This window comes from Acinetobacter bereziniae, assembly GCF_016576965.1.
Classification (GTDB): Bacteria; Pseudomonadota; Gammaproteobacteria; order Pseudomonadales; family Moraxellaceae; genus Acinetobacter; species Acinetobacter bereziniae.
Map to the genome: position 1 here is coordinate 2,796,031 of NZ_CP066119.1, position 22,312 is coordinate 2,818,342.

The window sequence follows — 22,312 nt, forward strand, 5'->3', positions numbered from 1 at the left end:
GGGTTTTTCCTATGGAACACTGTTGCCGTTACATTTAGGTAGACAGTATGATCATTCGCGATAAAAGTAATAGCTTTGCCCTACTTTTTGCTTGGCATGGCACCATTCTTCCCAAAGTCTTGCCTGCATTGGCATTCGTTGTGCTGATCTCCACAATTTTAGTCTATTTATCTTCCCATCATTATTTTACCTTTCCTGCCGTACCCGCAATTGGATTTACTGTATTTGGTATTATCCTGTCTATCTTCTTAAGCTTTAGAAATACTGCTTGTTATGACCGCTGGTGGGAAGGTCGTAAATTGTGGGGGGCATTGATCGCCACATCTCGCCATATTTCACGAGACAGTCATGTTTTACCTGAACAGCAACGTCAAGTGCTGATGTATCGTGTCATGCTTTTTACTTGCTTGCTCAGAAATCGCCTACGCAATCAGAATCAAGCCATTGAGTTTTATAAAAACAAAGTTACCTTAGATGACTCTATATTCGATCAACTGCCTCATCACATCAATGCCTCACAATATGTTTTAGAGCATATTCAAAAATCCTTAGTATCATCTCTTCATCAAAGTGAAATTTCAGATATTATTTACCAAGGTTTAAATCAACATATTGTTGCTTTGGGAAATATTCAGGCTGGTTGCGATCGTATTTTGAGTACGCCACTACCTTATTCTTACTCAGTATTACTACATCGTACCGTGTATTGCTTCTGCTTAATTCTACCTTTTAGTTTAGAAGCCAGTCTTGGTATCTGGACACCTGTGATTGTTAGCTTAATTGCGTATTTATTTTTAGGCTTGGATGCATTGAGTGCGCAACTCGAAGAACCTTTTGGCTTACAAGAAAATGATTTGCCATTAGATGCAATTACCCGTTTAATCGAAAGAGAAATGCTGAGTTCACTGGGCGAGGAATTGCTCGAACCGATCCAATTGGTTAAAAGTAATTTGACTTAATATGGATTTTTTAATTGATCCGATTTTTAACTTCATAGCATTTTAATATATGCACGTCATGCAGATCATCAGTAATATAATTGGCTTGAACTTATGAAAATGAGTGTGCAAAACTTTTTAAGAAAAATAAAACTGCTTTTGGCACTCACTTTAATATTTATAGTCAAACCGCCTGATTATTCACATAAGTGATTTGGCTGATTCATTTATTTTGTACTTTTGAATCATAAACAGTCTTGCTATCACGAGGCGACATGGATGTCGCCATGTTGAGCGGGGGTATTAGGATGTACCCCTCGCTCAACGGAAAATTTTTGTTACTTTTCATCTCTGAAAAGTAAAGTATCGCCTACGCAAAACAATTTAAACTTTAGAGCTAAAGCGTGGCAGTGCAAGCTTTATATCATCAAACAATATATTGATCGCTTTAATTTTATTGATCAAGAGAAATGATATTCTACTGTATGAATTTTTCAACAGATTGACTATAGAATAAAAAACAAGAATAAATAAAAAGGCTTTACCATCTGTCTACCCAAACACCTAGTAACGCCTTATTGATACAGCAAGAAATTAATTGGGCCACTGACCTAAAGTCACACGATCATTACCGCCATAATCTTTTACAGTTCGAACCTGTTTAAAACCTGCACCTTTAAATATCTGTTGTACCGCCTCAGCTTGATCATAACCATGTTCAAGCACGATCCAACCTTGTGTTGCAAGCCATTTTTTACCCTGCTGGATAATATGTTCAATGTCTGCTAAACCATGTTGATCGGCAACTAAAGCACGTTCAGGTTCAGAAGCAAGCTGTGGCATATGCTCATCCTCAGCATCAATATAAGGAGGATTGGAAACAATCACATCAAAATATTGCCGATTTAAGGCATTGAACCAACTGCCCAAATAAAACTTCACCTGTGTTAAATCATGCTTTTCAGCATTGTATAGTGCAACCTCTAAAGTTGGCTCATAAACATCTGTCGCTGTTACAGACCAATTCGGACGTTCACTTGCCAATGATAAAGCAATCGCTCCAGTCCCTGTCCCCAGATCTACAATACGGCAATCTTCTGGTAAATCTAAATGCAGTACAGTTTCCACCAAAACTTCGGTATCAGGACGAGGAACTAAAGTATCTTTGCTCACTGTTAAATCCAATGTCCAGAACGGCTGTGAACCCGTCACATAAGCCAAAGGTTCACCAGCTTGAATACGTGCTAAACCATCCGTATATTGCTGTTCTTGTTCAGTGGTTAATTCCTGGGCTGATTTAAGTGACAAATCAAAAGCATCAATTTTTAGAATATGCTCAAGTAACCAAGCATTCTCTTGACGCTCATAACTTTCTGGCTCTCCACGTAAGGCTAATGCCTGTGCAATATTCATTATCCACCGTTTTGTTGAGCAAGCATTGCCAGCTGATCAGCTTGATATTCACGATGCAAGCTATCTAAAAGTTCAGTCAAATCACCTTCCATAACAGCATCCAACTTATATAAGGTTAAATTGATACGGTGATCTGTCATACGACCTTGTGGATAGTTATATGTACGGATTCGTTCTGAACGGTCACCAGAACCGACCAAGTCACGGCGCATTTCAGAAGTTGCAGCATCTGCCGCAGCACGTTTTGCATTTTCTAAACGTGATGCCAATAACGCCATCGCTTTGGCTTTGTTTTTATGCTGTGAACGCTCATCCTGACATTCAACAACTGTTCCCGTTGGAATATGAGTAATACGCACTGCTGAATCAGTTTTGTTAATGTGCTGACCACCTGCACCAGATGCGCGGTATGTATCGATACGTAGATCAGCAGGATTAATATCAACTGTTGTATCTACATCAACTTCTGGAAGAATTGCAACTGTACACGCAGAAGTATGTACTCGCCCTTGCGACTCTGTTGCAGGTACACGTTGTACACGATGCGCACCACTTTCAAACTTTAAGCGCCCATAAACGCCCTCACCATTGACGAGGCAAATGATTTCTTTATAGCCACCATGCTCACCCTCGTTTTCAGATAAGATTTCAATACGCCAATTTTGTGACTCAGCATATTTGCTATACATACGGAATAAATCACCTGAAAAGATCGCCGCTTCATCACCACCTGTGCCGGCGCGAATCTCCAAATATGCCGAGTTCGCATCGTTCGGGTCTTTTGGAATCATGAGAATATTCAACTCAGATTCGAGTTGCTCAATTAAAGCTTTATTCTCTTTGATTTCCTCAACAGCCATATCCTTAAAATCTGGATCGGTTAACATCACTTCAGCTGTTTCAATATCTTCTTCAGCTTGCTTATATTTTTTCCAAACTTCAGTAATTTCTGATAAATCATTATGCTCACGTGATAAATTACGAAAGCGCTTATTGTCAGAGATGACTTCAACGTCTGCCAATAATGCCTCTAATTCCTCATGCCGATCACAAAGTTGATCTAATCGTAAACGTAACGATTCTTTCATTTTAAATACATTCTCAAGCTAAGCCTTAACCACATTTTAAGATTTAAAATACAACCTCAATCACATGGCTAAGAAAATTCTAAAATTGTGCATAGTTTACCGATTCTGCCATTTAAATGACACATTTATATAGGCGCTCTGCCGTGAACTTAACGAATTTATCTGCCAATTTACGAGCTTTATGCTTATTCATAACCGTATTATCTTCATCAATTCTCCTTTTTGTCCCAGCGTTTGCATGTTTTAAAATCACTTTTAATAGAAAACATACATTCAGATACCAAACGTTATCAATTTTCGGGTTCATCTCCACATTTTTGGGAAAAACTTTTGTTACATTTGCTTCATCGAATACAGATAGAGCTGTCCATCTAAGGACATGGAGCAACAGATGAAATTTAATACAATCTTATTTAGTACTGCTTTAGCAGTAACTTCAATGTTTACAGTAAGTGCCCATGCTGACAACTCAACACGTATTGCAGCAACTTCGGCTTTAGGAAGTGTTGTTGGTACAGCTGTAGGTAAACAAATTGGCGGTAACACTGGTGCAATGATTGGTTCAGCAGTGGGTGGTGCTGGCGGTGCAGCAGCTTCAACCAATAGAAGAGATCGTACTGCTGCTGCAATCGGTGGCGGTTTAGGTGGTGTGGGTGGTTACACTGTTGGTAAAAATATGGGTGGCACTACTGGCGGCTATATCGGTGCAGCAGCAGGTGCAGCGGGTGGTTCTGTTTTAGGTAAAAAAGTATCTCAAGACCGTCATGCCGATCAACGCAAGTATAATAAAAAGTACTACAAAAAACATCGTCGTCATCACTAATTGATCCGTGAATGACATCAAGCACCTTCGGGTGCTTTTTATTTGTTATATAAGCCTTTTACACTCAATATTTAAAAATGATTCCATCTCGCCTTTAATGGTCGACTGTATCCATGCCACCCAGCATGATAATGGCATCAGCTCGAATTGGCTGATGGAAAAAGCAAAGAACATTTCACCTATATTCAGTCAATAATATTGTCGCTACCTAAGCCCTATATGATTAATTTAACAAGTTATTTAGCTGATTGAGATAACAATAATCTTCACGAACTCATGTTAAATTTTCATCTAATTTTAAATCTAACTGACGGCTCACCCGACTTATTTTTTGCTATGAGGTGCTAGGCTGTGATAGTCGCATTTAAAGTTCAATCTTCTATTTTGTCTCGCTTGTTGCATAATTTTAATATGAATGCTCTCTGATCAATCGCGCTGAGAATAAAGTTTAACATTCACATAATATGAACCAATTAAAGAGCAAGAAATACAATCTAGAAACAAAACACAGAAATTGCTTACATCCACATCCATAATTATTGCTAATTGTTTCGTTATTCTAAGCTCAAGTTAAATAATTTGAAGAAGCTTCGACAAGGAGTTTGAAATGAAACTACAAGCAATACTTGGTGCAACTGTTCTTGCAGCAACTCTAGTCACAACTGCACATGCAGGTAACTCAACCAATACAGCCTTAACATCTGCACTTGGTGGTGTTGTAGGTGCAGCAATTGGTCAACAAATGGGTGGCTCCACTGGTGCAATGATTGGTTCAGCGATCGGTGGTGGTGTTGGTGCTGGTGCGGCATCGAATAAACGCGATAGAAATGGTGCAATCATTGGTGGCGCTTTAGGTAGCGCAGGTGGTTATACTGTTGGTCGTAATGTGACAGGTACATCCACAGGTGGATATATCGGTGCAGGTCTTGGTGCTGCTGGTGGTTCAGCTTTAGGTAAAAAAGTCAGTGAAGATCGTCGTTATGATGACCGTTATGACAACCGTTATGGACGTTATAATGACCGTTATGATCGTAACGGATACCGCAATGTAGACTATCGTTATAATAATCGTAATTATCGCCATGACAACGGGCATCACTATGGTCAATATAAAAACCGTTGGTAGAGTTAATTTCCCGCTTCTACTGATATAACAATATATTCAATCAAGCATTTACCGATGCTTGATTTTTTTTATCCGTCGTATTTTCTCAGCTTTAAATACAAATATCGACAATTTTCGATATACATTACTCAACATATATCGTAGTATTTCGATATATAGTTATATCGAGTTAAAAAATGACATCTATAGCAGATTCGGCATTAAAAACTACCAAGTTTTCTATTTTAGAGCTTGCACCTGTACGTGAAGATCAAACAGTTGGGTTTTCTCTTAAACATAGCTTAGAACTTGCTCAACATGCTGAAACCTTAGGATTCGATCGTCTTTGGTTAGCTGAACATCATAATATGGATGGCATTGCCAGTTCTGCAACAGCAGTACTCTTAGGTTATATCTTGGCAAATACGCATAGCATCAAAGTTGGTTCAGGTGGGATCATGCTACCCAATCATGCACCACTGGTGGTTGCTGAACAATTTGGTACTTTGGCAACACTTTATCCGAATCGCGTTGAATTAGGTTTAGGACGTGCGCCCGGTACAGATCCTCTGACTATGCGTGCATTAAGACGTGGTCGCCAAGAAACTGAAGATCAATTTCCACAAGATGTCTTAGAGATATTGAGTTATTTTGCAGATGCTCATTCAAACCAAAGAATTAAGGCAACACCTGGACAAGGCACGCATGTTCCAGTTTGGCTTTTAGGTTCAAGTTTATTCAGCGCTCAGCTTGCAGCAAAATTAGGGCTTCCCTATTCATTTGCCTCACATTTTGCACCGAGAATGTTGGGACAAGCCATCCAGCTTTATCGTGAAAACTTTCAACCTTCTGAATATTTGGATCAACCTTTTGTCTCTATGGGTGTACCTACTGTCGTCGCTCAAACAGATGAAGAAGCTGAATATTTTGCAACCAGTGTCTATTTGCGAATTCAAGCTTTGCTGACAGGGCAAAGTTTAAAACTCAAACCACCTGTTGAAAGTATGGAAGGTCGCTGGTCTGTTTCAGAAAAAATGGCCGTGCAAAATTTCCTCGCAATGGCGCAAATTGGCTCACCAGAAACAGTGAAAAAAGGTTTGAATCGACTGCTTGAACAATATCAAGTGGATGAATTTATTTTCACTTGTGACATCTATGACACATCGAAACGTTTAGATAACTTTAGTTTATTAATGGATTTAAAAAAATAATACAAACCCATTATCTTTTCCTCTTTACCAAAATGAAATATGAATTTTCATTTTGGTTTTTTTTGATTTCAATATTACTAAACCTTTAATTTAAATATAAATTTACAGTAATTTATGATTTAAAACATAGATTAATACAACAGAAAAAATGAAAAGATTTGCCATCTCTTTTCAAATCAGCATAATAGAACATATAAAAATCAGTAGAATATCAACTAGGAACAACAATGAATCAATATATCAATAAGCCAACACCTGCTTTTGTTGCAGTAAGCTGGGTGGCACTACTTGCTGGCGCTGCCGCCTACTGTGTGGGTCTGTTTAATGCACAAATTCTCTTAAACGAAAAAGGCTATTACCTCATCTTGATTCTTTATGGATTATTTTCTGCTGTTTCATTGCAAAAAATTGTTCGAGATAAGTTAGAAGGACAACAAGTTACCGCTATTTACTATGGCTTATGTTGGGTCTCAGTGGTGATTTGTGTTGTACTTTTAGCACTAGGTTTATGGAATGCCAACATGGCTTTGAGCGAAAAAGGCTTTTATATTATGGCATTTTTACTCAGCCTATTCGGAGCTGTTGCAGTACAGAAAAACATTCGTGATTTAGAGTATTTGAGAACACATACACAACCTGAATTAACCCATTCTCTTCCATCCCAAGTGGAAATAAAAGAGATCGAAACACAGGATGATAAATTATAATTTGTTCAAGGCACTGATAATTTAGGTATTGATCAATTAATCAGATTGAGAGACACGCGATTCAATTTCAACAGATAAAATGATGGAAAACGCTTAGCCTAACTTTTGTTGGGCTTTTTTAATACATGAAAATACAGAAGAAATTACCGAAATGTGCCTCCAAAAAAGTACCTCGTCTAGCCCTATGATCAAACCGTCTAATGATTCATACAAGTACTTTGTTATTAATCATTGATATTCAATAAACTGTATATTCCTTAGAAGATTTTGATCATTTATATATTTCGCCCTTTTGAATCATAGATGGTCTTGCTATTGTAAAGCGACATAGAGGTCGCTATGTTGAACGGGTGTATATGAGCAAAAACAAAGCACTGCTTGTTTGCAGCGCAAATAATGCTATTGGATAAAAATGAGCTGGACAAAGTAAACCATCGCCTACGCAAAACGGTTTAAACTTTTAGAGCTAAAACGTGGCAGTACAAACTTTAGATCATCAAACAATCTATTGATTTTATTGATTAAGAAAAATGATATTTCACTACATGGTTTTTTCATCAGGATGACTATATGTCTCAACAATCTTTTCATATGACAAATAATTCACTGAGTTGTTATCGAGTTGATATTTTCATCACTTGATAATGAATAATTTCGCCAATCTTTTCAAAATGAGATGAAATAGAATAAATAACAATATTGACCATTCATCACGCAGAAGAATTGAATTCAACTCTGGTGTTATTGACTAAAATCTTGACGAATATGGATATTCAAGTACATCAGAAATAGTTTTTTTTAAACCTCAAAATTGCAAAATCATATTTTCGATATAGTTTGTGTGTTTTTTCATTACAGCGTTGCGTCTATAAAATATGACTGGTGAGATTTTGAAAAGACTTTACCTCTGTGATTAAGTTGGTTATATCAATAAATGTCGCGATTCTCAGCGACCTATAAATAAAAAAAGGAATAAATATGCTCACCAGGAACAAGAGCCAAAACGAAGGTTTTTTTCAAAACCAATCCGAGTTTTTTAAGCCATATACAGGTAAAATCATTGCGTCCACAGACATGAAACTGCATGACTTTTCTGGTTTAAAAGTTGCAATTATTGGGGTTGATCAATTTACTGTAACGCAACTTGATCAGCTATTAAAGCAAGCTGAACTGGTCAAAGTTTTTCAGATTTCGCCTGCTTTTGTATTACCACAAACAGAACGTGGCATACACAAACTCATTTCGCATCCATTAATTATTAAAAATCGTCGTTTGTTTAATCATCGAATTAAAGCAATGTTGGCTATTCGATATTTAGATGCTCAAGTCCAAGACCAGTGGTTAAAACGCCAGCTTACGCCTAATCTGGCAATGAAAAATAAAGTCTTTTTGAAATCCGATAATTATTATTCAGCCTTGCAACATCCTCGATGCAAGCATATTGCTTGGCCAATTGTTAAAATTACATCCAATTCAATACACGGTATGGATGGAACAGAGTATGTCGTTGATGTTGTTATTAGTACCTATACATCATAGATTTGAATAAAATTTAATTGAAGGAGGCATGTATTGCCTCCTTTTATTTTGTCTGTCCGATATAGCGATAACTATTGGCAGTCTTTTGATAGCGCAAGTAGTTGTTCGTCAGTTTTCCAGCGTTATTGATCAGCATAATATCGATATTCTTTAAATCTTTAGAAATACGGATAAAATCTTCCAATGGACGTTCCCAGTCCTGACAATCGTTTGCAACGTCTATTGAGTCCAAATTTTTCGTTTTCGTTTCAAAAATTTGAACTGGGGCGAATTTATCTTGGTTCAATATGAATGAATTTATACGATAAGTTCTTGAGCATGTACTCCCAACAAAAACACTGGTGATTAAATATACATCTCGATTTTTTATTTTAACTTGCTCAATTTTATTGATAAATCCAACTGTTGTTAAATCTTGAGTGATTGGACCTTTTTTGCCTTTCAATTGAATCAAATTCGTGGAGTCTCGCATCGTACCGCCAGCAGAAATATCCATTGTATAAGATTTAATTTTGCGATCTGGGCTGTAATGAATTTTCAACATATTCTTTTCGGTTAGTTTAGGAAAAGAATAAGTGAAACTTGCAGGATCCTTTTTTATTTTTGTTTCAATCGCATTAGAAATATTTTCATTGTATTGATCACATTCATTTCGCGACGAACAACTATTTTGATAATATTTCTGAATCAACGTTGTTTCGAAATCCTTTAAGGATTCGGCATGCAACTGCGTTAGTATCATGCCCTGCGCACAAAAAAACATCGAAAATGAACTTATTTTTAATATCTTTTTCATATAACAACTCAACATTATCATAATCATCTATACATATTTTATAAGAGCAAAATGTGCATTCTGCTCTTAGCAGTCATTCCATCATATTCGCAAGATCAAAGCTAAGGACAATTTATCCAATTCTGCGTTTTAAGCCTGTCATTTGTAGGACTCGTGTTGAGATTTCTTCAATCGACATTTCAGAAACATTGAGATATTTGATTCCTTCAGAAATATAAATACCCTCTACAGCGCGAAGTTCCATCTGGCATTGTGAAAAACTTGCATAGCGACTATTGGCTTTGCGTTCTGAACGAATTGCAACCAAACGCTCAGCATCAATCATTAAACCAAATAGTTTATGTTTATGTTCTTTGAGTACAGCAGGTAAACGGTTATCGTCCAAGTCTTCTTCAGTGAGCGGATAGTTAGCAACACGAATTCCAAATTGTAATGACAAATAAATAGATGTCGGTGTTTTACCTGAACGAGAAACCCCAATCAAAATCAAATCCGCTTTATCATAGTGTCGCGTACGCGCGCCATCGTCATTGTCTAAAGCAAAATGTACAGCATCAATACGTGCTTTATAAGACTCAGAATCTGTTACAGCATGGGTTTGTCCGACTAAAGTTGTAGGCTGAGTTCCTAAAACATCAGACAACTTACTAATAAGCCCTTCAAAAACATCAAGATTCACTGCATTTGCAGTATTAATAATGTCACGCACATAAGGGTCAACCAAAGTATCGAATACCAATGGTTGCTGACCATCTTTATCAGCTCTTCGATTGATTTCTTCGACCACATTCATCGCCGCTTCTTCAGATGTAATGTAGGGAATGATATGAATATCAAACTTTACATGAGGAAATTGCGCTAATAATGAATGTCCAAGGGTTTCAGCTGTGATCGCCGTACCATCAGAAATAAAAAATACGCTCCGCTTTATTTGGTTACTTTCTGACATTAAAAATCTCCTCAAACATTTGTCTTAGCGATGTATAATCTTTATAGTAAGCCCATCTTACATGACTATCACTTAGTTGAATCAAAATGCTAAGTTTTTTGTTATAATTTCATGCCAAGATAGTGATTAATACTGCATAAGTGGAGTAACAACTTTGGAAGCACGCGTAATCGGTCTGGAAAAATTAGGTAAACACGACGTTGAGATCGTGGGTGGTAAAAACTCTTCACTTGGGGAAATGATCAGTCATTTAGCAAATGCTGGCGTATCTGTACCAGGTGGATTTGCAACGACTGCTGATGCATATCGCGAATTCCTAGAGCAAAGTGGCTTAAATGCTAAAATCAATGCAGAACTTGCAGCATTAAATGTTGATGATGTCATTGCACTTGCTGAAACTGGCGCAAAAATCCGCCAATGGATTGTAGAAACTCCACTTACTACAGGTCTAGAGGCTGAAGTTCGCGAAGCATTTGCTGCACTTTCTAATGGCAATCCTGACATTGCAGTTGCTGTTCGTTCTTCTGCGACTGCTGAAGATTTACCTGATGCTTCATTTGCTGGTCAACAAGAAACTTTCTTGAACATTCGTGGTATCGATAATGTTTTGATCGCAATTAAAGAAGTTTTTGCTTCTCTTTATAATGACCGTGCGATTGCTTACCGTGTACACCAAAACTTTGCACATGATATCGTTGCCCTTTCTGCTGGCGTTCAACGTATGGTTCGCTCTGAAACTGGCGCTGCGGGTGTAATGTTTACACTCGATACAGAATCTGGTTTCCGTGAAGCAGTATTCATTACCGCTTCTTATGGTTTAGGTGAAATGGTTGTTCAAGGTGCAGTCAATCCTGACGAATTCTATATTTCAAAGCCACTTCTCAAAAATGGCAAACATGCTGTTATCCGTCGTAACCTTGGCTCTAAACACCAAAAAATGATTTATGGCGAAGAAGGTGCTGCAGGTAAATCTGTCGTTGTGGTTGATGTTGAAAAAGCAGATCGCCAACAATTTGCTCTTAATGATTTAGAGCTTCAAGAGCTTGCTAAACAAGCATTGATTATTGAAGAACATTATCAAGCGCCTATGGACATTGAATGGGCAAAAGATGGTGATGATGGTCAAATCTATATCGTTCAAGCACGTCCTGAAACAGTAAAAAGCCGTGAAAATGTTGGCACAATGGAACGTTACCTTCTTAAACAAAAAGGTACGGTTCTTTGTGAAGGTCGTTCAATCGGTCAACGTATCGGTTCTGGTAAAGTCCGTATCGTGACATCGATTAAAGAAATGGACAAAGTACAAGAAGGCGACGTACTCGTTTCAGACATGACTGACCCAGACTGGGAACCAGTAATGAAACGTGCAGCAGCAATCGTGACTAACCGTGGTGGTCGTACTTGTCACGCAGCCATTATTGCTCGTGAATTAGGTGTTCCTGCAATTGTTGGTTGTGGTAATGCCACAGAAGTGCTTGTCGATGGACAGGAAGTGACTGTCTCTTGTGCTGAGGGTGATACTGGCTTTATTTATGAAGGTTCGTTAGATTTTGAAATCCAACGTAATTCTATTGAATCTATGCCTAAACTTCCGTTCAAAATTATGATGAACGTTGGTAACCCTGACCGCGCATTTGACTTCGCTCAAATTCCAAACGAAGGTATTGGTCTTGCACGTTTAGAGTTCATTATCAACCGTATGATTGGTGTACACCCTAAAGCATTACTCAACATTGACAGCCTGCCACGCGAAACTCGTGCTGCTGTTATGGCACGTACTGCAGGTTATGCATCTCCAATCGAATTCTATGTTGAAAAATTGGTTGAAGGTATTTCTACGCTTGCAGCTGCATTTGCAGATAAACCAGTGATTGTTCGTATGTCTGACTTTAAGTCAAATGAATATGCGAACTTAATCGGTGGTAAGCTCTATGAGCCTGAAGAAGAAAACCCAATGCTTGGTTTCCGTGGTGCAAGCCGTTATGTCTCTGACAACTTCCGTGACTGTTTTGAACTTGAATGCCGCGCATTGAAAAAAGCACGTGATGAAATGGGCTTAACCAACATTCAAATCATGATTCCTTTCGTACGTACTGTATCTGAAGCGAAGCGTGTTATTGAGTTATTGGCTCAAAACGGTCTGAAACGTGGTGAGAATGGTCTTAAAGTCATCATGATGTGCGAATTGCCAACCAATGCATTATTGGCTGAACAATTCCTTGAACATTTCGACGGTTTCTCAATCGGTTCAAATGACTTAACACAATTAACTCTTGGTTTAGACCGTGACTCTGGTATTGTCTCTCACCTATTTGATGAGCGTGATGCTGCGGTTAAAGCCCTCCTCTCTATGGCGATTCATGCATGCCGTAAAGCTGGGAAATATGTCGGTATTTGTGGTCAAGGTCCTTCTGACCATCCAGATCTTGCAAAATGGTTAATGGAACAAGGTATTGAGTCTGTGTCTTTAAATCCTGACTCAGTGTTAGATACTTGGTTCTTCCTTGCAGAAGAAAAAACCAAACAAGCTTAATTTGTATGCTCTAAAAAAGACCCTCCTGTAGGGTCTTTTTTATTTTTGAAATAATATTTATAACTTCAATTCATTTGAACTCAACTGCTGAATACGCAGTTATGTATTAAAATTTCCATCGCTAAGTTTTAAAGTTAAACACATTTTCACGATATTAATTCCTTATAAAAGCAACATGATATTGCTTCATATTTTAAGATTTCGTGTAAATTTAATATTAATATGTGCAAAAATCGAGTATACATAGTGGATTACAATGTAGATGAATATTGATGATAACGCTATCGTTGATCATCTACGCTTTTTGTATTTTAGATTTATTTTGAGAATTGAGTTTTATGCAAATTTACTTGGCGAGAAATAACCAACAAGCTGGACCCTATTCCATAGAACAACTGAATCAAATGCTTGCGAGTCAGCAAGTCTTATTAACTGATTTAGCTTGGCATCAAGGAATGACTGAATGGAAAGCACTTGGTGAACTTACACAAGGTAAACTTGTCTATGAACCTGTTGGTTATATTACACCGACAACTTTTACCCCTGAACATCCCACTCAACAAAACCAAGCAATTACCAACATAAAAGTTGAAAGATCCACTAAAAAAGCAATTAAAGCTGCACCTGTTGGTAAACGTATTTCAGCAAAACTCGTCGATTTTGCAGTATTGTTTTTACCGCAAATTCTTGCTATTGCTTATTTTATGCCTGAAAGTGCAGTCAACATTGCTGAAGGTGGATTTTCTAGAGAAAGCCAAATGCAGATCGCTGAAATAATCAGTAAAAGCATACCAAACTATGTCAATATTGGTTTAATGGTATTCGTATTGGCAATCTTGATTATTCAATGTTTTATGATTACCAAGTCGGGGCAGTCGATTGGTAAAAAAATATTCAAACTTCAAATCGTTGATGTGAATACCAATCAACTACCGGGCTCATTCAGAGGCTTTTTTGTACGTTCGTTTTTATTTCTGATTCTCTCTCAGTTGATGAGCATTGTTCCGCTTATTGCAATTGTATTTATTGTTGATTTATTTATGTTTTTTTCAAAAAACAACTATGCACTCCATGATCGCCTGGCAAAAACCAAAGTGATTGATCTTGCAGAATAAATGAAATGGCGGTGACCCCGCCATTTTTGATACTAAATCACGAAAAAATAATAATTTATGTTTTTGTTTTTTTTATAATTCCGACTAAAAATATCAGGTATTTTTACATTAATATATTCATGCCCTATCTATAGCTAAGTTTGCCGATATGAGGCATAATGCCCTACAACGTAGCGGTGTCAGATCATTGAGAATGTTTTCTATTTGTAAACAATAGTCATTTTCAATCATGCGACACTTTAATCGCTATCCCATATTTATATAGGGAATGGGACTCTTCACCGAGGTTGTAAAATGAGACAAACGACTTTAGCTGTATTGTCTTTATCTGCGATGGCTGCACTCTTAACTGGGTGTGGTGGTGATTTAGTACTTCTAAACTCGAAAGGTCCAGTTGCTGAAGGTCAAAGTAGCCTGATGATGACTGCGATCTATTTAATGCTTTTGGTCGTAATTCCTTCGATCTTAATGGCATTGTGGTTTGGTTGGAAATATCGCGCGTCGAATAAAGATGCAGACTATAAACCTACATGGGCACACTCAACTGCAATTGAAATTGTAGTATGGGGTATCCCGTGTATTATTATTGCTATTCTTGCGTATTTAACATGGTGGGGTTCACATAAGTATGACCCTTACAGACCATTAACAAATACTCAAGGTCAGATGGAAGAACATTTAAAAATTCAAGCTGTCGCTGAACAATTTAAATGGGTATTTATCTATCCTGAACAACAGATAGCTACAATTAACGAAGTTCGTTTCCCAGTCAATAAACCAATTGAATTTCAAATCACTTCTAACTTTACGATGAACTCTTTCTTCATTCCTAAGTTAGCAGGTCAGGTTTATGCAATGGCAGGTATGCAAACTAAGTTACATATGCTTGCAGAACATCCAAGTCCAGCAGAAGGCTACCGTGGATTCTCAGCGAACTATAGCGGCTATGGCTTTACGCAAATGCGTTTCCGTGCGCACGCTGTTTCTGATGCTGATTTCAACGCATGGGTAGACGCAATCAAAGCAGGTAAAGGAACTTCAATTAATCCTGAAGCAATCCAAAAAACCACGCTTGATGCGACTGAATTTGCTACGCTCAAAGATGGTGACCGTTCTAAACACCAAATTGAAGCAATGCTGAACAATGCGCATACGCCAGAAGAAATTAAAGCTGCACACGAAGCTGAACGTAAAGGTCCATTCCCTACTAAGCCTCATCCTGTGACTTATTATTCTTCAGTTACGCCTGACTTGTTCAAGAGCATTATCAACACTTACATGAGCAACTATCATGGTGCAGACCATGCAGGTGCTGAACATGCAGGTGCTGAACATGCAGGTGCTGAACATGCAACTGCTTCTGTAGGGGAATAAGACATGTCTTTGTTATTAGGTAAACTCAATTGGGACGCGATCCCTAAAGAGCCTATTGTACTTGTGACAATGGTCGTTATGGCCCTTGGCGCAATTGCAGTTTTAGGCGGTATCACCTATTTCAAAAAATGGGGATATCTCTGGAATGTATGGTTTAAATCAGTAGACCATAAAAAAATCGGTATCATGTATATCCTTGTATCTGTAGTGATGCTACTTCGTGGCTTCGCTGATGCAATCATGATGCGTCTTCAACTGTTCCTTGCAAAAGGTGGTGGTGAAGGTTATTTACATCCAGACCACTACGATCAGATCTTCACCGCACACGGTGTAATTATGATCTTCTTCGTAGCCATGGGTCTTGTTGTAGGTATGATGAACATTACTGTACCACTTCAAATTGGTGCACGTGACGTTGCATTCCCATTATTGAACTCTGTAAGTTTCTGGTTATTTGCTGGTGCTGCTGGTTTGATGATGGTTTCACTTGTATTAGGTGAATTTGCTGCGACTGGTTGGATGGCTTACCCTCCACTTTCAGGCATTCAATATTCTCCTGGTGTTGGTGTTGACTACTATATCTGGGCACTTCAGGTTTCGGGTCTAGGTACGCTTCTGACAGGTGTTAACTTCTTTGTTACCATCATTAAAATGCGTGCGCCTGGTATGAAACTTATGGACATGCCGATCTTTACTTGGACTGCACTTTGTACAGCCGTTTTGATCATCGCATCGTTCCCAGTATTAACAGCAACTATTGCAATGTTAACACTTGACCGTTACTTCGATTTCCACTTCTTCACCAACGAGCTTGGCGGTAGCCCAATGCTTTACGTGAACTTGATTTGGACTTGGGGTCACCCAGAAGTTTATATCTTGGTATTGCCTGCTTTTGGTCTTTACTCAGAAATCGTTTCAACGTTCTCTCGTAAAACGTTATTCGGTTACAAATCTATGGTGTATGCAACAATTGCAATTACTGTACTGGCATTTGTCGTATGGTTACACCACTTCTTTACCATGGGTGCTGGTGCCAACGTTAACGCGTTCTTCGGTATCATGACCATGATTATTGCGATTCCTACTGGTGTGAAAATCTTCTCTTGGTTATTCACCATGTATAAGGGTCGTATTACATTTACATCACCAATGTACTGGACACTTGGTTTCCTTGTGACTTTCGGTATCGGTGGTTTAACTGGTGTATTAATGGCTGTTCCACCAGCTGACTTCTTAGTACACAACTCATTATTCTTGATTGCTCACTTCCATAACGTAATTATTGGTGGTGTTGTATTCGGTATGTTCGCAGGTATCACTTTCTACTGGCCAAAAATGTTTGGTTGGAAGTTAAATGAGACTTGGGGTAAAGCATCTTTCTGGTTCTGGTTCTTTGGTTTCTATTTTGCATTCATGCCACTTTATATCCTTGGTTTCATGGGTATGACTCGTCGTCTGAATACATATGACAACCCTGAATGGGATCCGTACCTAGCTATTGCTTTATTCGGTGCTGTACTTGTCGCTATCGGTATTGCTTGTTTCTTAATGCAAGTCATCGTAGGTTTCTTACAACGTCATGACAACATGGACCACACTGGCGATCCATGGGATGGTCGTGTACTTGAATGGTCTACTTCTTCCCCTGCTCCGTTCTATAACTTTGCTGAAATTCCAAAAATCAATGGTATTGATACTTTCTGGAATGACAAAGAGAATGGTGTTGCATATGCGCGTCCTGAGAAATATGAAGATATTCATATGCCAACCGACCGTGCTGCAGGCTTTGTTATTGCGTTGTTCATTACATCAATGGGCTTTGCTTTAATCTGGCATATCTGGTGGTTAGTCGTTGTAACTTTCCTTGGTGCTGTTATTAGCTTCATCGTAAGTTCATTCACGAAGAAAGTGGATTACTATGTACCTGCTGCTGAAGTAGAACGTATCGAAAATGAGCGTTATGCTTTACTTGAAAAACACTTGAAGAAGGACTAAGGATATGGCTGAAGTACTTCATCACGACAACCATGGACACGATGAGCATCATCATCACGATGATACTGACATCACAGTCTTTGGTTTCTGGACATACTTGATGAGTGACTTGATTTTATTCGGTACACTCTTCATCGCGTTCGCTGTATTAAGCAGTCATATTCCGCCTGGTACTCCAAGTCCAAAAGAGTTATTTGGTGAGTCTTTAGGTTTCGTACTTGTAGAAACTTTCGCTCTCTTGATTTCTTCTGTGACTTTTGGTTTCGCGGTTCTTGCTTCATACAAGAAAAATGTCAACCAAGTGCTAATGTGGTTAATTATCACTTGGCTCTTTGGTGCAACATTCATCGGCATGGAACTTTATGAATTTCATCATTTAGTTCTTGAGGGTCATGGTCCTAGCCACAGTGCGTTTTTATCTGCGTTCTTTACTCTAGTTGGTACGCATGGTATCCACGTAACTTCTGGTTTAGTCTGGATGATCGTGTTAATGGTTCAAATCAAGAAATATGGTTTGACATTACCAAACACGCGTCGTCTTGCTTGCCTAAGCTTGTTCTGGCACTTCCTTGACATCGTTTGGATCTGTGTATTCAGCGTAGTTTATTTACTGGGAGCTTTATAATGAGTCATGATCATAATGCTGCTGGTGCGTCGCACGGAAACATCAAACAATACTCTATCGGCTTCATCCTTTCTGTCGTTTTGACCATCATCCCATTTGGGATGGTGATGAAAGGCATGACTGGTGGTGCTGTTGTTGCAACAATTGCGATCACTGCTGTTGCTCAGGTTCTTGTACAGTTGATTTTCTTCTTGCACATGAATTCATCTTCTGAACAACGCTGGAACGTCATTGCATTCATCTATACGATTCTGACGATTGCCGTTCTCTTAATTGGTTCTGTATGGATCATGAACTACTTACATTCAAACATGATGCTCTAGGGTGTCATGTTGAAAAAATATCTATTCCTGACTAAGCCAGGAATTCTCTTTGGTAACTTCGTTACCACTTTGGGCGGCTTTTTCTTAGCCGCTCAAGGTTCAGTAGATTTCCTTTTACTTCTCATCACACTCATCGGTACAACACTTGTTGTTGCTTCTGGCTGTGTTGTGAATAACGTCATTGACCAAGACATTGACCAAAAAATGCAACGCACAATGAATCGTGCGCTTGTCAAAAAGACCATCAGTCCAACAGTTGCTTTAATATTTTCTGCTGTACTGGGTTTAATTGGCTTTGCTTTGTTGTGGTTTTTTGTCAACGCCTACGCATTTGGCTTCGCTGTACTCGGCTTTGTTGTGTATGTGATTTTTTATAGTCTTTGGAGTAAACGTACCACCATTCATCAAACTGTGATTGGAAGTATTTCTGGCGCAAGCCCTCCTGTGATTGGTTATACTGCTGTTTCCAATGAATTTGATATTGCCGCTTTGCTGATTTTTTTAGCATATGCACTTTGGCAAATGCCACATTCTTGGGGAATTGCAATCTATCGTTTCGATGACTATAAAAATGCAGATATTCCTATTTTGCCTGTAGCACGTTCGATTTTTCGAACCAAAGTTGAAAGTTTAATTTATGTTGTACTTTTTGCTGCGGTTTTAAATGGGTTATATTGTTTTGGCTATACCAACATTTTCTTTTTAATCACCTTTAATGCTTTGTGTGCCTATTGGCTCTATTTGTCTATTATTGGCTTTAAAGCAGAGAATGATCAGGTTTGGGCAAGAAAATATTTTTTGTATTCAGTAATTCTAATTACAGCGCTCAGTTTTAGCTTTAGTTTTAGTTACGTCTCCCCTGCACCACATTTGCCACTGTTTTAAAAAAGATAGAGTTTACTCTATCTTTTTTTTTGATCTTTTAATTTTCCATAAATGCATTCTCAAAATAATTGAAATCTTATTTACGTTTGAAAATATTCATCCTGTAAAAATTTATATCGAGCAAAATTTTTAATTTTTTTGACATTGCAATTATATTTAATTGAATACTATCCAACCTGATTTCGACGCACCAACTCTTTGACTTATTGAAAAAATAAATTGCTTCGCAGTCTTGCTGGGTTTTACTCAATTTCAGGATCAGCCTAAAGTTCGCGCTACTTTTCTTTCGTTAAAAGATGAATAGACAAATCTTAGCCGATAAATTTGGAATTACAGCACATCACCAATCACCAATCACCAATCACCAATCACCAATCACCAATCTTTTCAATAGAATTTGGACGATTTTCAGCAAAATGGTCAAAAGCAATGTGTCTAGAATTGGTTAAAATTTTTTAGAGAAAATCAGTTGGCTGTTAAACAAGTTGCAATGCAATGTGGCTTGAATCATCAACAGGTTTTAAGGCAATTATTTATGAGGAATTTAGATATGAGTCCTGTTGAATATAAAAAACTCTATCAATATCGATTTTAAATACAATGATTTGATTGTAACTTAAAAAAATAACAATTTGATCAAATCTCCATCTTCTAAAAAATGCTTGTGTGCTAACACTGTTGTGTATTTACTCGACTTGGTGATTTAATTATTCAATATTACTTTTCAGCCTAAAAAGGCAACATGTAAAAACAAAGAAACAGCAATGCAGTTCCAACACATAGCTTACTAAAAATTAGTGACTATAATTTAAAAAGCGACATACTTATTTCAAAGCAACAATGAACATTTTTTCCAAAAGCATATATAAAAACATCTACATTCCATCCTAAGAACTTGTTTTTAATTGGATTTTATTCAACTTCAATTCTAACGACTATTTAACATGTTCAATATTCAAGCAACACCCTAATTAACCGATCCTTTGATCAGTTTAATGGCTGATTTAAAAAGTTAAATTAACTTCCAAAAAATACAGAATCATGCTCAAACCGAGCAAACAAATCATCCATTTTTTCAGCATATTTGAGATCTAATTGATGCCATAATTTTTGGGGCAGTGGGATAAATTCTAATGTGTCTGAACCATCAGAAGCTTTACAGAAACGGATTTCATACTCTGGATGTAAAATTTCATTGAGTGCTCGTAAAGTTGTATCACGATCAGCACCCTCACCTTGATAAGGAATCAGTAATGTTTTTTCACCCAACTGAATCGTAATGGTAAAACCTCGTTTGTTATTGGCAGCTTCAAATTTTGCAGACAGTTGTCCAGTTTCTAGAATTTTTTCACAATATGTGATGATTGCATCATCCTCCTCACCCCAATCCACCACCATGACAATGTCATAACGACCATCAAATACCTCAAAGTAAAACTCTTGTGTTGGATTTTCAATATAAGATTCAATGGTTTCAAGTTTCTCAATACGGTAGTTTGTCATTGTTGCTATCCTTTTTTATTCAGTTTTAATCTAAATAGTGACAATACAAAATTCAATTCACCCTCTGTAAAAATTTAGTGGCTTTTCCAATAAATAATTGAATATTAAATTGTGTTTGCTCATAAACTTTCCTATAATAGGCGCTCGCAATTTTTGCGGCATAATCTATTGCTTTTAACTCTTGTTTAAAGGCATTACAGATTGTGACTCCTTGCTTCATTCTTTTGAATGGGGCTGTATAAACCGTAAGGAGCTGACAATGCGTCACTACGAAATCGTAATTCTGGTACACCCAGACCAAAGCGATCAAGTTGTGGGAATGGTAGAACGCTACATTTCTCACATCAAAGATGCTGAAGGTCAAATTCACCGTCTTGAAGATTGGGGCCGTCGCCAATTGGCTTACCCAATTAACAAAATTCATAAAGCGCACTACATTTTGATGAACATCGAATGTAACCAAACTACGCTTAATGAATTAGAAGAATTGTTCCGTTATAACGATGCAATCCTTCGTAACGTGATTATCCGTCGTGAACACGCAATCACTGAAGAATCATTACTTGCTAAGAGTGCTGAAGAAAAACGTGCGCGTAAAGCTCAACGTGAAGAAGCACAACAAGCTCAAGATTCTGTTGAAGCATAAGGAGAACATCAATGGCACGTTTTTACCGTCGTCGCAAGTTCTGCCGCTTTACAGCTGAGAACGTTACGTACATCGACTACAAAGATATCGACACTTTAAAACAGTACATCACTGAAAATGGCAAGATTGTTCCTAGCCGTATTACAGGTACTAAAGCTCGTTACCAACGTCAATTGGCGCTTGCTATTAAACAAGCTCGCTATTTAGCGTTGATTCCTTACACTGACAATCATAAGTGAGGTTGAGCCGTGGATATTATCTTATTACAACGCATTAAAAACCTTGGTAAATTAGGCGATAAAGTATCAGTTAAAGCTGGTTACGGTCGTAACTATTTGATCCCTCAAGGTAAAGCAGTTGCTGCGACTGAAGCAAACACTGCTGCTTTTGAAGCTCGTCGTGCTGAACTTGAGAAAGCTGAAGCTGAAGTTTTAGCTGCTGCTCAAGCACGTGCTGATCAATTGAACGAAGTAAATATCGTTATCACTGCGAAAGCTGGTGATGAAGGTAAACTATTTGGTTCAATCGGTACTCGTGACATCGCTGACGCGTTAACAAATGCTGGTCTTGTTGTAGACCGTGCAGAAGTTCGTTTACCGAACGGTGCGCTTCGTCACACTGGTGAATTCAACATCGCAATCCAATTGCATCATGATGTTGTTGCTGAAGTTCTCGTTACTATCGTATCTGAGTAATTTTCAAGCAAAAAAAAGAGCATACTTTTGTATGCTCTTTTTTTATCTC

Annotated in this window: 22 protein-coding genes; 17 read left to right on the forward strand and 5 right to left on the reverse strand. The window is 37.9% G+C overall.

The window, feature by feature from the left end; genetic code table 11:
- Nucleotides 1-47: 47 nt before the first annotated feature.
- On the forward strand, nucleotides 48-959 hold the full coding sequence (locus tag I9192_RS13220) for a bestrophin family protein (protein WP_200149853.1): 912 nt from the start codon (nucleotides 48-50) through the stop codon (nucleotides 957-959).
- Nucleotides 960-1,532: 573 nt separating this feature from the next.
- Here I9192_RS13220 and prmC read toward each other — a convergent pair.
- Entirely contained in the window at nucleotides 1,533-2,351 is an 819-nt protein-coding gene (prmC, locus tag I9192_RS13225) for a peptide chain release factor N(5)-glutamine methyltransferase (RefSeq protein WP_200149854.1), read from the reverse strand.
- The gene (gene prfA, locus I9192_RS13230; protein WP_005032188.1) at nucleotides 2,351-3,439 is read right to left on the reverse strand and encodes a peptide chain release factor 1; all 1,089 of its coding nucleotides are present in this window, start codon (nucleotides 3,437-3,439) and stop codon (nucleotides 2,351-2,353) included. Before prfA ends, prmC begins: the two co-directional genes overlap by 1 nt.
- Nucleotides 3,440-3,830: 391 nt before the next feature.
- Here prfA and I9192_RS13235 point away from each other — a divergent pair, with 391 nt between their 5' ends.
- From I9192_RS13235 to I9192_RS13255, 5 genes are all read left to right on the forward strand, one after another.
- The gene (locus I9192_RS13235) at nucleotides 3,831-4,262 is read left to right on the forward strand and encodes a hypothetical protein (RefSeq protein WP_004824395.1); all 432 of its coding nucleotides are present in this window, start codon (nucleotides 3,831-3,833) and stop codon (nucleotides 4,260-4,262) included.
- A 607-nt stretch (nucleotides 4,263-4,869) separates the two neighbouring features.
- Complete coding sequence (locus I9192_RS13240; RefSeq protein ID WP_004824397.1) at nucleotides 4,870-5,388, forward strand: glycine zipper domain-containing protein; 519 nt, start codon at nucleotides 4,870-4,872, stop codon at nucleotides 5,386-5,388.
- Nucleotides 5,389-5,564: 176 nt separating this feature from the next.
- On the forward strand, nucleotides 5,565-6,578 hold the full coding sequence (locus I9192_RS13245; protein ID WP_200149855.1) for an LLM class flavin-dependent oxidoreductase: 1,014 nt from the start codon (nucleotides 5,565-5,567) through the stop codon (nucleotides 6,576-6,578).
- Nucleotides 6,579-6,805: 227 nt separating this feature from the next.
- Nucleotides 6,806-7,285 (forward strand): inner membrane protein YiaA, encoded by a 480-nt coding sequence (gene yiaA / locus I9192_RS13250; RefSeq protein ID WP_005032193.1) that lies wholly within the window; start codon nucleotides 6,806-6,808, stop codon nucleotides 7,283-7,285.
- Nucleotides 7,286-8,263: 978 nt separating this feature from the next.
- Nucleotides 8,264-8,824, forward strand: coding sequence for an NAD(P)/FAD-dependent oxidoreductase (locus I9192_RS13255; RefSeq protein ID WP_004824403.1), 561 nt, complete (start codon nucleotides 8,264-8,266; stop codon nucleotides 8,822-8,824).
- A 43-nt stretch (nucleotides 8,825-8,867) separates the two neighbouring features.
- Here the strand turns inward: I9192_RS13255 and I9192_RS13260 are convergent, their stop codons facing one another.
- Nucleotides 8,868-9,620, reverse strand: coding sequence for a hypothetical protein (locus I9192_RS13260; RefSeq protein ID WP_004824405.1), 753 nt, complete (start codon nucleotides 9,618-9,620; stop codon nucleotides 8,868-8,870).
- Nucleotides 9,621-9,732: 112 nt separating this feature from the next.
- Nucleotides 9,733-10,569, reverse strand: coding sequence for a posphoenolpyruvate synthetase regulatory kinase/phosphorylase PpsR (ppsR, locus tag I9192_RS13265; protein WP_004824407.1), 837 nt, complete (start codon nucleotides 10,567-10,569; stop codon nucleotides 9,733-9,735).
- Nucleotides 10,570-10,723: 154 nt separating this feature from the next.
- Between ppsR and ppsA the strand changes: the two genes are divergently transcribed.
- The 8 genes from ppsA to I9192_RS13305 all read left to right on the forward strand — a co-directional run bounded on the left by ppsA (nucleotide 10,724) and on the right by I9192_RS13305 (nucleotide 20,014).
- A complete protein-coding gene (gene ppsA / locus I9192_RS13270; protein ID WP_004824408.1) occupies nucleotides 10,724-13,102 on the forward strand; it encodes a phosphoenolpyruvate synthase in 2,379 nt (792 codons plus the stop codon).
- 338 nt (nucleotides 13,103-13,440) lie between these two features.
- Entirely contained in the window at nucleotides 13,441-14,217 is a 777-nt protein-coding gene (locus tag I9192_RS13275; protein WP_005032196.1) for an RDD family protein, read from the forward strand.
- Between the two features lie 294 nt (nucleotides 14,218-14,511).
- Nucleotides 14,512-15,591, forward strand: coding sequence for a ubiquinol oxidase subunit II (gene cyoA, locus I9192_RS13280; RefSeq protein ID WP_200149856.1), 1,080 nt, complete (start codon nucleotides 14,512-14,514; stop codon nucleotides 15,589-15,591).
- A 3-nt stretch (nucleotides 15,592-15,594) separates the two neighbouring features.
- Nucleotides 15,595-17,586, forward strand: a complete 1,992-nt coding sequence (gene cyoB / locus I9192_RS13285; protein ID WP_004824415.1) for a cytochrome o ubiquinol oxidase subunit I — start codon at nucleotides 15,595-15,597, stop codon at nucleotides 17,584-17,586.
- Between the two features lie 4 nt (nucleotides 17,587-17,590).
- Nucleotides 17,591-18,211 (forward strand): cytochrome o ubiquinol oxidase subunit III, encoded by a 621-nt coding sequence (gene cyoC, locus I9192_RS13290; protein ID WP_004824417.1) that lies wholly within the window; start codon nucleotides 17,591-17,593, stop codon nucleotides 18,209-18,211.
- Nucleotides 18,208-18,534 carry a cytochrome o ubiquinol oxidase subunit IV gene (gene cyoD, locus I9192_RS13295; RefSeq protein ID WP_026040388.1) on the forward strand — a complete coding sequence of 109 codons (327 nt, stop codon included), beginning with the start codon at nucleotides 18,208-18,210 and terminating at the stop codon, nucleotides 18,532-18,534. The genes cyoC and cyoD overlap by 4 nt, the downstream gene beginning before the upstream one ends.
- Nucleotides 18,535-18,540: 6 nt before the next feature.
- Nucleotides 18,541-19,419 carry a heme o synthase gene (gene cyoE, locus I9192_RS13300; RefSeq protein ID WP_004824421.1) on the forward strand — a complete coding sequence of 293 codons (879 nt, stop codon included), beginning with the start codon at nucleotides 18,541-18,543 and terminating at the stop codon, nucleotides 19,417-19,419.
- A gap of 490 nt (nucleotides 19,420-19,909) precedes the next feature.
- The gene (locus I9192_RS13305; RefSeq protein ID WP_260773480.1) at nucleotides 19,910-20,014 is read left to right on the forward strand and encodes a hypothetical protein; all 105 of its coding nucleotides are present in this window, start codon (nucleotides 19,910-19,912) and stop codon (nucleotides 20,012-20,014) included.
- 422 nt (nucleotides 20,015-20,436) lie between these two features.
- On the opposite strand, the gene I9192_RS13310 is transcribed toward I9192_RS13305, so the two are convergent.
- Nucleotides 20,437-20,922 (reverse strand): hypothetical protein, encoded by a 486-nt coding sequence (locus I9192_RS13310; protein ID WP_005032201.1) that lies wholly within the window; start codon nucleotides 20,920-20,922, stop codon nucleotides 20,437-20,439.
- A gap of 259 nt (nucleotides 20,923-21,181) precedes the next feature.
- Between I9192_RS13310 and rpsF the strand changes: the two genes are divergently transcribed.
- The 3 genes from rpsF to rplI are packed head-to-tail and all read left to right on the forward strand — an operon-like array spanning nucleotide 21,182 to nucleotide 22,263.
- Nucleotides 21,182-21,568: a 30S ribosomal protein S6 gene (rpsF, locus tag I9192_RS13315; protein ID WP_004824425.1), complete on the forward strand. Its 387-nt coding sequence runs from the start codon at nucleotides 21,182-21,184 to the stop codon at nucleotides 21,566-21,568.
- Nucleotides 21,569-21,579: 11 nt separating this feature from the next.
- On the forward strand, nucleotides 21,580-21,807 hold the full coding sequence (gene rpsR / locus I9192_RS13320) for a 30S ribosomal protein S18 (RefSeq protein WP_004719336.1): 228 nt from the start codon (nucleotides 21,580-21,582) through the stop codon (nucleotides 21,805-21,807).
- A gap of 9 nt (nucleotides 21,808-21,816) precedes the next feature.
- Nucleotides 21,817-22,263: a 50S ribosomal protein L9 gene (rplI, locus tag I9192_RS13325; protein WP_004824427.1), complete on the forward strand. Its 447-nt coding sequence runs from the start codon at nucleotides 21,817-21,819 to the stop codon at nucleotides 22,261-22,263.
- Nucleotides 22,264-22,312 lie beyond the last annotated feature (49 nt).